The following is a 12,908-nucleotide window of genomic DNA, read 5'->3' on the forward strand; positions in this document are numbered from 1 at the left end:
CGAACGCCGGGACCCAGAGGGGTTTGATTTGCCTGGCTTTCTGGGTCCCGGCGTTCGCCGGGATGACACGGGGGTGGGAGTGGGAATCAAGGTAGAGCGTTGCATAAGGCGGAACTTGTGCAACGAAACTTGGTGCATGCCGGGCGCGATCCCCGCCTGCGCGGGGATGAGCGGAGGCCGAGGTGCGGAGGCTTGCGCGGACCTGTCTTGCGGAATTCAGGAAGCGAGGAGCGCGTCGACATCGACGCGGTTCGGGAGGCTCGGCTGGGCGCCGGGGCGGGTGCAGGCGGCGGCGCCGGCGGCGACGGCGAATTGCAGGGCCGCCTCGTCGGGCTGGCCTTCGATGAGGGCGCAGGCGAGGGCGGCGAAGAAGGTGTCGCCGGCGCCGACGGTATCAACGACGCGGACCGCAGGCGGTCTTGCCGACGCGATCCGTACACCGCCTTTCCAGAGCTCGGCGCCTTCGCCGCCCAGCGAGATAGCGACGCGGCGGCCGGGGGCGTGCAAGGTGTCGCCGTAGAAGGCGGCTTCAGTTTCGTTGACGACGAGCAGGTCGGCCTCGGCCAGCAGTTCCGGCGGGACGGACATTGCCGGGGCAAGGTTGAGGGCGACGAAGCCGGTAGCGCGCGCGGCGGCCGCGAGCAGGGCGGGGACGGGCACTTCCAGCACCCCGAGCATGTGTTCGATGGGCGAGGCGGCAGCGTCTTCCGCGGTCAGCGCATTGTTCGCCCCCGGACAGACGACGATCAGGTTTTCGCCTTCAGGCGAGACCGCGATGAGTGCGGTTCCGGTGGTCTCGCCGCTCAGGTAATGCGTGGCGGAGAGATCGACGCCGCCATTGCGCAGCAGTTTCAGCGCTTCCTCGGCCATGTCGTCATTGCCGACGGCGGCGACGAGGCGGACCTTGTGGCCGAGGCGGGCGGCGGCCAGCGCCTGGTTCGCGCCCTTGCCGCCCGGATAGCGCGCCAGGCGCGCGCCGGTGACCGTTTCGCCCGGATGCGGCAGCGGCGCCCCGGAGGCGACGAGGTCGAGATTGACGGAGCCGATGACGGTGATCATGCCGCGCCCTCCAGAAGGGATTCAATCAGGCCGAAGAAGGCGTCGGCGTCGGCTTTCGTGACCCAGCGATGCGGTCCTCGCTTCGTGTCTTTTACCTGCGTATGGCCGAACTTCTGGCCGGGGCGCGTGACCACGCTGACGCGGCAGGGCTTCGTCTCGAAGAGGTGAGGGGCGAGCAGATAAACGACCGTGGACGGATCATGCATCGGCGCCATCAGGCCGTTCTTCCAGCGCGCCTCGAGCAAATTTCCGGCGGCCAGCAGGTCCGCCATCATCTGCGGGTAAGGTCCCGGAATGGCGCGCAGGCGGGCGATGCGTTCGGGCTCGGCGCGCACGGTGTGGGTGACATCGAGGCTGAGCACGGTGGTGGGGATGCCGGCATCGAAGACGATGGCGGCGGCATGGGGATCGGCGAAGATGTTGAACTCCGCATACGGCGTGATGTTGCCGCCGATGGCGCTGCCGCCGCCCATGATGATCAGGTGGCCGATGCCGCGCGCGCAGGCGGGCGCCATGACGAGGGCGGTTGCAAGGTTGGTCATCGGCCCGGAGATGATCATCGTCAGGCTGCCCGGCGCGGCGGCGGTGAGGCGGTCAATGAGGGCATTGACGGCGTGGCCGGCAGTGAGCGGGGCCTTCGGTTCGAAGATCTCGATCCCGGCCATGCCGGCTTCGCCGTGGAAATCCTCCGCGGTGACGGGCTTGCGGAGCAGGGGGCGCGGACAGCCTGCGAAGACCGGCACGTCGCTGCGGCCCATCCGTTCACAGATGAGGCGCGCGTTGCGGCTGGTGAGGCGCAGCGGGACATTGCCCGCGACGGTGGTGATCGCCTGCAGGTCGACGGCGGGGCTCAGGAAGGCCATCATCAGCATGACGGCATCGTCGATGCCGGGATCGCAATCGATGATCAGGGGCGTGCGGGCGGTCATGCGCGCGCCTTCAGTTCACCGATGATACGGTGGAAGGCGGGGGCAAGCTCCGGGCTTTCGAGCTGCACGCCGAGCGCGTCCATCGCGTCCTGCGCGGTAATTTTCGCCTTCTTGCGCCCGTACAGGCGGGCGACAACACGGCTTTCGGCGCAGACGGCGCCCTTCGAAATGAACTGGTGCTCGAAGCAGATGAAACAGTCGTCCCAGCCGGCGAGGCGGGTCTGCAGTTCGAATTTCTGCGGATAGCGCAGCATGCGGATGTAGTTGAACGATTCGTACTGCACGATCGGGGCCCAGCCGCGCTTGCGATAGGCTTTCAGGGCGCCGGTGCGGCCCATGAAGTTCATCATGCCAAGATCGGTGAACGAGGAATAGCGCGAGTTGGTCATGTGACCCATCGGGTCCTGGTCGCCCAGCCAGACGGCGGAGCGCACGATGTGCAGGTCGAGCAGGCCGGTGTGAACCCTGGTGAAGAAGGCGGGCAGGAAGACGCGCAGGAATCGGAAGAACAGGTTCATGGATGTGCGGCCGTTTCCTCAGGACATTTTTTTATCGCACAAGTCTATGCGAAGCCTGAAGGCACCTTTCAAGCGCCATGCCGAACGGGATTCACCATGCGGCGCGGGGCGGCCTATTCGGCGGGGTGGGCGAGGGCTTCGGTTTCGGCCTCGAGCTTGCGGGCAACGTCGCCGGGAGAACCGGTGCGGCGGGCGAGCAGGCTGTAGGCGGCGGGCACGACGAGCAGCGAGACCGACACGGCCGCGATGGCGCCGAACAGCACGACGATGCCGATCGCCATGCGGGTTTCCGAGCCTGCACCGGCCGAAAGGATCAGCGGCACGGCGCCGGCGGCGGTGGTCAGGCCGGTCATCAGGATCGGGCGGAGGCGCGCCAGGGCCGCTTCCTTCAGGGCGGCGTCGAAGGGTTTGCCCTCGTCGCGCAGCTGGTTGGCGAACTCGACCACGAGGATGCCGTTCTTGGCGGCGAGGCCGATCAGCATGATGAGGCCGATCTGGGTGTAGATATTCAGCGTCTGGTCGGTGATCCAGAGGCCGAACATGCCGCCGGCCACGGTGGCGGGCACGGCGAGGATGATGACGACCGGGTGGATCCAGCTCTCGAACTGGGCGGCGAGCACGAGGAAGACGATCAGCAGGCCGAGGCCGAAGACGAAGAGGATGGACGAGCCGGACGAGCGGAACTCGAGCGACTGGCCCTTGAAGTCGATCGTGGCTTCCTGGGGCAGCACTTCGCGCGCGACGCGTTCCATGCCGTCGAGGGCCTGGCCGAGGGGGACGCCGTCGGCCAGGGCGGCGTCGATGGTGATGGCGCGCACGCGGTTGTAGCGGTTCAGTGTCGGGCTGTCGGCGAACGGCTCGATCGAGATGACGCTGGCGAGCGGGATGAGTTCGCCGGAGCGGGTCGAGCGGACGTAGATGTTCTGGACATCGTTCGGCGTGCTCTGGTCGGTGCGCAGGCCTTCAAGGACGACGTCATATTCCTCGCCGTTGTCGATGTAGGTCGTCACGCGGCGCGAACCGAGCATGGTCTGCAGGGTGTTGCCGATTTCGGAGACGGTGACGCCGAGGTCGGCGGCGCGCTGGTAGTTGATCTCGATGCGGTATTGCGGCTGGGTCTCCTTGTAGTCCCAGTCGATGTCGCGCAGGCCCGGATTGTCCTTTTCGAGCGCGGCGAGGAAGATGTCGCGCCATTCGACGACCTGTTCGTAGGATGGGCCGCCGATGACGAACTGGACCGGCTTGCCGCCGCCGCCAGCAAGGCCCTGGCGCATGATGGCGAAGGCGCGGATCCCGGGAAGGTCGGCGAGCTGGCCGTTGATCTCGCCGATGATCTCGTCGGCCGGGCGGCGGTTTGCCCAGTCGTCGAGCACGGCGACGACGTTGCCCTGGTTGTAGCTGTTGCTGCCGAAGCCGGGCGCGCGGACGAGCAGGCGGCTGATCTCGCCGGATTCTGTGTAGGGCATGACGCGGCGCTCGATCTCGTCGAGGTATTTCGACATGTACTCGAACGAGGCGCCTTCGGGCCCGCGCACGCTGATGAAGAAGGAGCCGCGATCTTCCTGCGGGGCGTATTCCTGGCCGAGGTGCTGGAACAGGAACCAGATCGCCACGAACGCGCCGACGAGGGCGGCGGCCATGATCACCGGCCATTTGACGATGATGTCGAAGATCACGCTGTACACGGATTTCAGGGCTTCGAAGGCGCGGTCGACGAGGTTCGGCAGCAGGGCGAGGATGCCTTTCGGGCGTCCGGTATGCGGCCGCAGGATCTTGGAGGCGATCATCGGCGACAGGGACAGGGCCACGAAGCTGGAGAAGCCGACCGAGGCGGCGATCGCGATTGCGAATTCGGTGAACAGGCGGCCGGTATTGCCCTGCATGAAGGTGATGGGGATGAACACGGCCATCAGCACCATGGTGGTGGCGATGACGGCGAAGCCGACCTGGCGGGTGCCGTTGAAGGCGGCGACCAGCGGTGTTTCGCCCAGCTCTTCCATCCGGCGGTGGATGTTTTCCAGCACCACGATAGCGTCATCGACGATCAGGCCGATGGCGAGGACGAGGGCGAGCAAGGTGAGCAGGTTCAGCGACAGGCCGAGCGCCAGCATCACCATGAAGGTGGCGATGACCGAGACGGGCACAGTCACCGCGGGGATGATCGTGGCGCGGGCGCTGCCGAGGAAGAGGAAGATGACGAGCGTGACGAGCACGACTGCAATGCCGAGTGTCATCCAGACCTCGCGGATCGAGGCCTCAATGAAAACCGAACTGTCGAACGACATGTAGATCTGCATGCCGTCGGGCAGCGTCTCGTTGAGTTCGAAGGCCAGCGCCTTCGCGGCCTTGGCGACATCGACCGTGTTGGCGGTTGACTGCTTGACGATGCCAAGGCCGACCATCGGCTGGCCATTTCCGCGGAAAGTCGTGCGGTCATCCGTGGTGCCGCGTTCGACGCGGGCAACGTCGCCGAGGCGCACGAGATAGCCGTCGCCCTGTGCGATCACGAGACCGGCAAAATCTTCCGCCGAGCGGAAGGCGCGGTCGATGCGCATGGTGTAGTAGAGGTCGCCGGATTCGAGGTTGCCGGCGGGGGCCTCGATGTTCTCGGCGCGCAGGGCGCGCTCGATGTCGCCGGAGGTGAGGCCGCGGGCGGCGAGTGCCTTGCGGTCGATCCAGACGCGCATGGCATAATCGCGCGCGCCGCCGACCTGCACGCGGGCAACGCCGTCGAGGGCCGAGAACCGGTCGATCAGGTAGCGGTTGGCATAATCGGTCAGCTCCGGTGTCGCCAGCTGTTCGCTCGCGAGGTTCATCCAGAGGATCACGTCGGAATCGGCGTCGGCCTTCTGGACTTCCGGCGGATCTGCTTCGTCGGGCAGGTTGTTGAGGATGCCGGAGACACGGTCGCGCACGTCGTTGGCGGCCGATTCGATGTCCCGGGTGATATTGAATTCGATCGAGATGTTCGAACGGCCGTCGGACGAACGCGAGTTGATGAACCGCACACCCTCAACCCCGGCGATGCGGTCTTCGATGATCTGCGTGATCCGCGTCTCGACCACGGAGGCCGACGCGCCGGGATAGTTGGTGGTGACCGATACGATCGGCGGGTCAATATCCGGATACTCGCGCAGGGACAGGCGGGAGAACGCCACCAGTCCGAACACGATGAGGATCAGCGCCAGGACCGTCGCGAAGACGGGGCGTTTGATCGAGGTATCCGAAAGCAGCATCGCGCCTACTCCCGGTTCGCGCCGACCGGGGCTCCGCCGCCGGTGCCCCCGGACGCGGCGGGTTTGAGGATGGACTGGTCGCGCACCGTGACCGCGCCGCCTTCGCGCAGGCGCAGCACGCCTTCGGTGATGACCTGCTGGTCATTGCTCAGGCCCGCGAGAATCTCGACGCGGCCGTTCTGGCGTTGGCCGACCTGCACCTTGACGCGGTTGGCAACGTTGCCGGCGGCACCCTTCGAGACGATCCAGACAAAGGTTTCAGGGCCCAGCGGCTGCAGCGCCACTTCGGGCACCGACAGCGCTTCGCGCGGCTCGGCGAGCAGCGTGACGGCGACAAACATGCCGGTCTTCAGCACGCCGTCCTTGTTCGGGATCATGGCACGTACACGGACGGACCGGGTAACCGGGTCGATCGAGTTGTTGATGCTGGACACGGTGCCTTCGAAGGACTTGCCCGGCAGGTCGCTGGACCGCGCCTCGATGGCGAGGCCCGGCTTGAGGCTGTTGAGGAAGATCGAGGGAACGGCGAAATCGAGACGCATGACGCTGTCGTCGATCAGCGTGGCGACGACGTCGCCGGGGCGCACGAAGGAGCCGACGCTGACCTGCCGGAAGCCGAGCACGCCGTCGAATGGGGCGACGAGCACGCGGTCGCGTTGGCGTGACTGCACGGCTCTCAACTGGGCAGATGCGGCATTCGCATCGCGGCGGGCCCCGTCCAGTTCGGCCTGCGAGACGGCGCCTTCCCGGGCGAGCGGCTCGAGGCGGGCGAGTTCCTGGTTGGCGCGGGCGAGATCGGCTTCGGCGCCTTCCACCAGCGCGCTCTGTTCGCGCTGGGCGAGCGAAATCAGCGTCTTGCCAGCCTTCACGCGCTCGCCGTCCTCGAAATACACGGCGGTCACGCGGTCCGAGGCGCTGAGCGTCAGGTCGGCGCGCTCATTGGCTTCGAGCGTGCCGATGGCTTCGACCCGGTTCGCGAACGTCTGGGTACGGACGGGCTCGACGAAGACGCTGGCCGGCGGCGGGCCGCCCTGTGCCGCCTGGGCAGCAACGGGCTGCTGGGTGGTGAGCGGCGCCATCACGGCGATCCCGATCAGGACGGCGCCGGCGATCACGGCCGCCGCAATCGCGGCCGGCTTCGCGTGACGATGGGCGAATAGCTTGGTCATGGCGTTTGTTCCTGTTCCGCCCGGAAGGCGGCGAGATCTTCGTCGGTCCAGATGCCGCCGAGGCTGCGATAGGCGCGCACGGCGCGGCGGGCGATTTCAGCTTCGTTGACCGCCAGGCGGTCTTCGGCGTCGAGCAGGGTGCGCTGCGCATCCAGCACGTCGAGTGAGGAGTCTAGCCCTTCCTGGAAGCGCAGGCGCGCGAGTTCGTAGGCGCGCTTCGCCGAGCTGAAGGCGGCCTCGAGGTCGGCGCGGCGCTGGCGCTCGGTGACGTAGTTGGAGAGGGCGGTTTCGGCGTCGGAGAGGGCGTCGAGGACGGCGGCTTCGTAATCGGCGGCGGCCCCCATCGTGCGGGCATCATTGACGTCGATCTGGGCGTAGACGCGGCGCAGGTCCGGCCCGGCCCAGCTTATGGCGGGGCCGAAGGAGAGGCCGATCGAGTCTTCGTTGAAGGCGACGCCGCTGTCGCGGATGACGCCGAACAGGTCTGCGTTCAGCGTGATGCGCGGGAACAGGTTGGCGCGGGCCGCGTCGCCGAGGGCGAGGGCGGCGCCAATGCGGGCTTCGGCAAGGCGCACGTCGGGACGCCGCCGCAGCATCTCTTCCGGTGAGCCGGCGCTGACCGTGGCGGCGAGACGCGGGACGCGGGCGGTGCGGCCCGCATCGGGTGTGACCGGGGCGGGCAGGGTGGCCGGTGAGCCGGTCAGCGCGGCGAGCCGGCTGCGCGCATCGGCGATGCTCGCCTCGAAGACGGGCAGGGAAGCGAGTGTGGTGCGATATTGGGTCTGCGACCGGTTGAGGTCGAGTTCGTTGGCGCGGCCATTGTCGAAAAGGGTCTGGACGAGGCCAAGGCTTTCCTTCTGCGTGGCGGCGTTCTTCCCGGCGACGGCGAGGCGGGCTTCGGCGCTACGCAGGTCGATATAGGCCAGCGCGGTTTCCGAGGCGACCGAGACGGCGATGTCGCGGCGCAGTTCGCGCGCGGCGGCCTCGTCGAAGCGGGCGGCCTCGATGGCGGCGCCAAGGCGGCCGAACGCGTCGAGTTCCCAGTCGGCGGCGAGGCCAGCGTTGCCGCTCGCCTCGAAGTCGTCGTCGCCGCCGGTCGGCCGGCTGGCCGTGGCGCTGGCGGAGGAGGAGAGGGAGGGGCTGCGGCCGAGGAGCGCGAGGCGCAGCAAGGCTTCCGCTTCGGCCACGGACGCATCCGCGCCGCGCAGGACGGGCGAGCGGGTGAGCGCGGTCTCGACCAGCCGCTGGACTTCCGGATCGTCAAAGCCGGTCCACCATGCGGACTCCGGCGCGCTGCCGCCGGGAAGGGCTGGAAACGCCTCGCCCGGCGCGATCACCGGCACGCCGGGCACGGGCGCTTCGGGCACACCGGCGCACGCCGTTGCCGCGAGCACGACAGCAAGCGCGCCCGCTAGGCGTCCGGACCGGGAGGGGTGCAACGGTGTCATTTGCCTCGACAGATAGACGACGAACCTTACCGATCAAGGCAATAGCCGCCCTGTTCCGGTTAAGTCCTGCTGGAAGACCATAAACGGTTTTGGCGCGGATGTCCGTCGCGGCGGATGGAGTATTTCGCATAATCCCGCCGCCGCCGGGGCGCGAGGCTTGTTTTGCAGCGCAACAACACGTCTTCGTGAAGTGGCCCTAGAAGTTCACGCGCCCGGAGACTGCGCCGTCGACGATCAGGTTCGAGCCGGTCGTGTAGGAGGAGAGGGGGCTGGCGAGGAACACTGCCGCATTGGCGATTTCCTGCGGCGTAGCGCAGCGGCCGGTCGGGTTGCGGCTGTTCGCTTGCTCGAAGAATTCCGGCATGTTGGTCTTCACCATGTGCCAGACGCCGCCCTCGAAAAACACCATGCCGGGGGAGACCACGTTGACGCGCAGGCCGGCCTTGGCGTGCTGGCGGGCGAGGCCCTTGGCCATGTGGATCAGCGAGGCCTTGATCGGCCCGTAGCTGTCGGCCCGGTCGGCCATCGCGGCGGAGATTGACGAGATGATGACGAACGCGGCGTCGCCGCGGGCGGCGGCGGCCTTGGTGAGGAAGGGCTCGGCGGCCTCGAACGCGTGGACCGCGCCCAGCACGTCGAGCTGGAAGTTCTGCGTCCAGGCGGCGGCGTCATTGCCCTGCGCCATCGCGCCGGCGTTGGAGACGAGGATGTCGATGCCGCCAAGTTCCTTGCCGGCGTCGGCGATCCAGGCCTTGAGGGCGGCGCCGTCGGTGATGTCGATCGAAGCGCCGGTGGCCGTCACGCCGAGCGCCTGCAGGTCCTTCACCGCAGCGGCGACCTGGTCGGCCTTGCGCGCGCAGATGGCGACGTTCGCGCCTTCGGCGGCGAGCGTGTCGGCAATCGCCCGGCCGATGCCGCGCGTGCCGCCGAGGATGACAGCGTTCTTGCCCTTGAGCTGGAGGTCCATGCGTTTCTTCCCTTCGTGTTTCGCAGGGACAGTAGGCGCGCGCGCGGCCTTGGCAATCGCCTTCGGCGCCGCGCTCGGCTCAGCCTTCGAGATAGCGTGCAGCGATGGCCGCGTCAGTGCGCGGGCGCGATTTCATGGCGGTGGCGGCTTCGGACGACGTGGCAAACTCCGTTCAGGACCTGTTGCCCGCCTTGCCGGCGCGGGGCAAGCATCGGGCCGTTTGCTCAGCGGCCGTGATGCCGGTCAATGTCCTCTTCGCTCAGCCTGAGGAACCGCGCTGCATTGTTGTAGAGAATATCGCGCTTCTGCTGCCTGGTCAGGAACGGGGCTTCGGTGATGCTCTCGACGGCGACGCCAATTGCCTTGGGCCAGACCATCTGGTCGCTTCCGAATAGGATGCGCTTGCCGTAGCCCGCATCGACCAGACGCTTCAGGTGGTGATAGAACTCGGCGCGTGGAACGCCCCAATTGTCTGCGCTGATATCCACGAAAACCTGAGGGTGACTGTAGAGCAGCGCAATCACCTCGTCGGTCATCGGCATGCCCGCATGCATGACGTAGACGCGCAGCTTGGGGTGGCGGACAAGCAGGTCTTCCAGAAGAAGCGGATTGCCGAGCGACGCGCGATACCGGGGATAGACCCAGTAGGGACCGCCCGGCGCGCCGTAACCCATGTGTATGCCGACGGGCACATCAAGTTCCTCGGCCAAGGCATAGAACGCTTCGAGTGAGGGATCATCTGGCGCCATGCCGCGATACTGCGGCGTGATTTCCGCGAAGATTTCGGTTTCGCCGCGTTCGATCTGTCCCCGCAGTTCGGCGAGGCGCTCTGGCGGCGGCGGGCCATCGTCGATGAAGAAATTGGCGGCCGGAATGAACAGGTCCGGATGCGCACGGCGCCAGGTCTCAACGACGGCACCGTCGCCGGCGATGACGCCCGCGACAATGTTGTAGCGTTCCATCTCGGCGACGGTTTCTGCCAGCACGCCTTCGTCCGTGCCCGGTGAGACCGCCATTTCCTTGCAGTCGGCCTGCTTTGAAAAATCAAATGGCTCGCCGGGATCGATGCCATGCATGTCGATGCCCCGGGCGCCGATACAGACCGGCACGCTTTCGCCGCCGAACTCGTTCAACGACCAGGCATGCATGTGCATGTCGATGATCGGCTCCGCCGGAACCTGAGCGCAAGCGCCTGCAAAGATAAAACTGGCAAATGCCAAAAATTGCTTTCGCATTTCGGCCCTCCTGCGCGTCATTCGATGGCACGCAAAGCCGGTGCGGGCAATCACATCCGACGTGAGCCTTGCTGGCCCGATTTGAAGAGGGAGTATGGCGCACCCAAGAGGATTCGAACCTCTGACCTTTGCCTTCGGAGGGCAACGCTGGGCTGTTTTTTGGCGTTTCGGCCAGTTTCAAGTAGACGGCTTAGCACACAGTATAATATAGTATTTTCAGGTAAACCGTCCGTAGGCGTTTCATTGTGTTTCGTTCCGTTTCGAAATTTGGTGGAACCCCGGTGGAGTACCATTCGGCATTTGCCTTCCCGATATACGGAAAGGCAAAGGTCGCAGAAAGGCAAAGGTCGCGAAGACGGAACGGGCACCGGAAGGCACTATGAAACTTACATTGAAAAGCATCGAGGCGGCGGAGCCGAGGCCCACCGAGTACGTCCTTTGGGATGACGAGCTCTCCTGTTTCGGTGTCCGCGTCCGTCCGGGCGGCGCAAAAACATTCATTGCAAAGACTCGCGTAGGAAAGGGTCGCGCGGCCCGCAAGATAACGATCACTCTCGGTAAGCCTGGCGCTATGACCGCGGATGACGCGCGCCGCAAAGCCCGCGCTGCGATTGCCGATGCGGCTGCTGGAAAGACGCCTGCGAAAGTCGTCAAGGCAACCGGACCTTCGACCGTTGGCGGGCTCTGCCAACTCTGGATCGAACGTTCAGCCCTGCGCTCGCGCCAGCGCGGGAAGCTCGCGGGCAAGTTACGGGACCCGCGCAACATCGCGGTCGATGTCGGCCGGATCAACGCGCATATCCTCCCCCTGATTGGCAAGGTCAGCTTGAGCGAACTCAATGCGGGTGTGATCGCTCGTTTCCGTGACGCGGTCGCGCGCGGCGATACCGCCAAAGACACTAAGTCCAAAGCTCGCGGTGTGCGCCGCGTCCGGGGCGGGGAGGGGACTGCCAGCCGCACGCTGTCGCTCCTATCGTCCATATTCTCGTTCGGCGTGCGCGAAGGCTTTCTGCCTGCCAATCCCGCCCTCGGCGTCGAGAAGACGCCGAGCCGGTCCATGGAGCGGTTCCTCAGCCCTGATGAAATGCGCCGTCTTGGCGAGGCACTCGACCAGATCGAGAAAGCCGGTGCGCCAGCAGCCGGGATTGCGATCATACGCATGCTAGCGCTGTCCGGGGCGCGCAAAGGCGAGATCGAACAGCTGACCTGGAAAGAAGTTGATCTGCACACAGGCTTCCTGCGCCTCGCCACCTCGAAGACAGGCGCCAAGCTCATCCCCATCACCGGACCGATGCGGGCGATTTTCGAAGAGCGTTCAAAGCACGGGACGCTGGGATACGTGTTTGCGAGCGCCAATACGGAAACTTACTTCCAAGGCACACCGAAGCTCTGGCTGCGGGCGCGAAAGCTGGCGGGGCTTGAGGATGTCCGGCTTCACGACTTGCGCCATTCGGCAGCGTCGTTCGCGCTGGCTGGCGGCCTTGGGCTCGAAGTGATCGGCAAGCTGCTTGGTCATGCCGACATCAAAACGACCCGCAGGTATGCGCACCTCGCAGATGGCCATGTTCGCGCCGCCGCTGAAGCGATGGCCGATAACATTTCTGAGCTACTTTCAAATGGTCCGACAGCGCGCTCCTAGTCGAGCCGACTGGCCAAGTCATTCATAAGCGTCGTCGACGGCTGACGGGCAAATAACTGGCCGAAGTCGGACGGAGACAGCTTTTCACCATCAGGCAATTTATCGCCGATTGCGTCGAAAAAGTCCCAAGAGCTCGAAAAATCGACTATTGCGTCCCTATAGCAACCATCTTTATGGCTGTAATTATTGATGTCTGCCAATGCCCCTGTACTACGAGCAGAATCTCCAGGATAGAGCGCCGATCTGCCGTCGGGACTCCACGCCGATTTGCAGTTCTTCGGCACCTTCGCCTTCAAACAATATCAACATGTCGATTCGTCAAATTGAAGTATCGCCGCTCCAAATATATTCAGCGGGTAGCACTGTGCAGATTCCAGCGCTCGCTCATCAGTCGCTCTTGGTCTGTTCATCGCGTGTTCATTTCGTAAGCAACGTAAAGCCAAACTGAATAAATGTTCATCTCAGGTTCATATTTGTAAATGATCGGCCCGAACGGTCGCGCATTAGAGAGGATCATCACGACCTCACTCAGGCACTCATTTTATACCTTTGTATACGAATTTCTAGGAAACCAGCTTTCTAAGCAGGGTAAACAAAACATCCGTCTTCATTAACACTTGGCGAGCCGTGCTATGAAATTGACCAAAACGCGCCCTCAAAACAAGAGCGTTCGAGCAAGTTACGTCATGCGGACGCATCCGGGGCTTT

General features: G+C 65.2%; 9 protein-coding genes. 1 reads left to right on the plus strand and 8 read right to left on the minus strand.

Features of this window, described 5'->3' with window-relative positions; genetic code table 11:
• Positions 1-216 precede the first annotated feature (216 nt).
• The 8 genes from IPK75_07225 to IPK75_07260 form a co-directional block, all read right to left on the minus strand.
• Complete coding sequence (locus IPK75_07225) at positions 217-1,059, minus strand: ribokinase (GenBank protein MBK8198147.1); 843 nt, start codon at positions 1,057-1,059, stop codon at positions 217-219.
• Positions 1,056-1,988: a nucleoside hydrolase gene (locus tag IPK75_07230; protein ID MBK8198148.1), complete on the minus strand. Its 933-nt coding sequence runs from the start codon at positions 1,986-1,988 to the stop codon at positions 1,056-1,058. The genes IPK75_07225 and IPK75_07230 overlap by 4 nt, the downstream gene beginning before the upstream one ends.
• The gene (locus IPK75_07235; GenBank protein MBK8198149.1) at positions 1,985-2,506 is read right to left on the minus strand and encodes a thioesterase family protein; all 522 of its coding nucleotides are present in this window, start codon (positions 2,504-2,506) and stop codon (positions 1,985-1,987) included. Before IPK75_07235 ends, IPK75_07230 begins: the two co-directional genes overlap by 4 nt.
• A 113-nt stretch (positions 2,507-2,619) precedes the next feature.
• Positions 2,620-5,742: an efflux RND transporter permease subunit gene (locus IPK75_07240; protein ID MBK8198150.1), complete on the minus strand. Its 3,123-nt coding sequence runs from the start codon at positions 5,740-5,742 to the stop codon at positions 2,620-2,622.
• Positions 5,743-5,747: 5 nt separating this feature from the next.
• Positions 5,748-6,911, minus strand: a complete 1,164-nt coding sequence (locus tag IPK75_07245) for an efflux RND transporter periplasmic adaptor subunit (GenBank protein ID MBK8198151.1) — start codon at positions 6,909-6,911, stop codon at positions 5,748-5,750.
• On the minus strand, positions 6,908-8,359 hold the full coding sequence (locus IPK75_07250) for a TolC family protein (protein MBK8198152.1): 1,452 nt from the start codon (positions 8,357-8,359) through the stop codon (positions 6,908-6,910). The genes IPK75_07245 and IPK75_07250 overlap by 4 nt, the downstream gene beginning before the upstream one ends.
• A 196-nt stretch (positions 8,360-8,555) precedes the next feature.
• Positions 8,556-9,326, minus strand: coding sequence for an SDR family oxidoreductase (locus tag IPK75_07255; GenBank protein MBK8198153.1), 771 nt, complete (start codon positions 9,324-9,326; stop codon positions 8,556-8,558).
• A gap of 224 nt (positions 9,327-9,550) precedes the next feature.
• Positions 9,551-10,561, minus strand: coding sequence for an amidohydrolase family protein (locus IPK75_07260; GenBank protein ID MBK8198154.1), 1,011 nt, complete (start codon positions 10,559-10,561; stop codon positions 9,551-9,553).
• A gap of 379 nt (positions 10,562-10,940) precedes the next feature.
• On the opposite strand from IPK75_07260, the gene IPK75_07265 reads away from it, so the two are divergent.
• The gene (locus IPK75_07265) at positions 10,941-12,200 is read left to right on the plus strand and encodes a site-specific integrase (GenBank protein ID MBK8198155.1); all 1,260 of its coding nucleotides are present in this window, start codon (positions 10,941-10,943) and stop codon (positions 12,198-12,200) included.
• The last annotated feature ends 708 nt before the right edge of the window (positions 12,201-12,908 follow it).

The sequence above is a fragment of the Acidobacteriota bacterium genome (assembly GCA_016712445.1).
Taxonomy (GTDB): domain Bacteria; phylum Pseudomonadota; class Alphaproteobacteria; order Caulobacterales; family Hyphomonadaceae; genus Hyphomonas.

What these genes read in the sequence shown, in the direction of transcription:
- IPK75_07230 (MBK8198148.1), bottom strand. Translation starts at nt 1,988, where the DNA reads ATGACCGCCCGCACGCCCCTGATCATCGATTGCGATCCCGGCATCGAC.
- IPK75_07250 (MBK8198152.1), bottom strand. Translation starts at nt 8,359, where the DNA reads ATGACACCGTTGCACCCCTCCCGGTCCGGACGCCTAGCGGGCGCGCTT.
- IPK75_07260 (MBK8198154.1), bottom strand. Translation starts at nt 10,561, where the DNA reads ATGCGAAAGCAATTTTTGGCATTTGCCAGTTTTATCTTTGCAGGCGCT.
- IPK75_07245 (MBK8198151.1), bottom strand. Translation starts at nt 6,911, where the DNA reads ATGACCAAGCTATTCGCCCATCGTCACGCGAAGCCGGCCGCGATTGCG.
- IPK75_07240 (MBK8198150.1), bottom strand. Translation starts at nt 5,742, where the DNA reads ATGCTGCTTTCGGATACCTCGATCAAACGCCCCGTCTTCGCGACGGTC.
- IPK75_07225 (MBK8198147.1), bottom strand. Translation starts at nt 1,059, where the DNA reads ATGATCACCGTCATCGGCTCCGTCAATCTCGACCTCGTCGCCTCCGGG.
- IPK75_07265 (MBK8198155.1), top strand. Translation starts at nt 10,941, where the DNA reads ATGAAACTTACATTGAAAAGCATCGAGGCGGCGGAGCCGAGGCCCACC.
- IPK75_07255 (MBK8198153.1), bottom strand. Translation starts at nt 9,326, where the DNA reads ATGGACCTCCAGCTCAAGGGCAAGAACGCTGTCATCCTCGGCGGCACG.
- IPK75_07235 (MBK8198149.1), bottom strand. Translation starts at nt 2,506, where the DNA reads ATGAACCTGTTCTTCCGATTCCTGCGCGTCTTCCTGCCCGCCTTCTTC.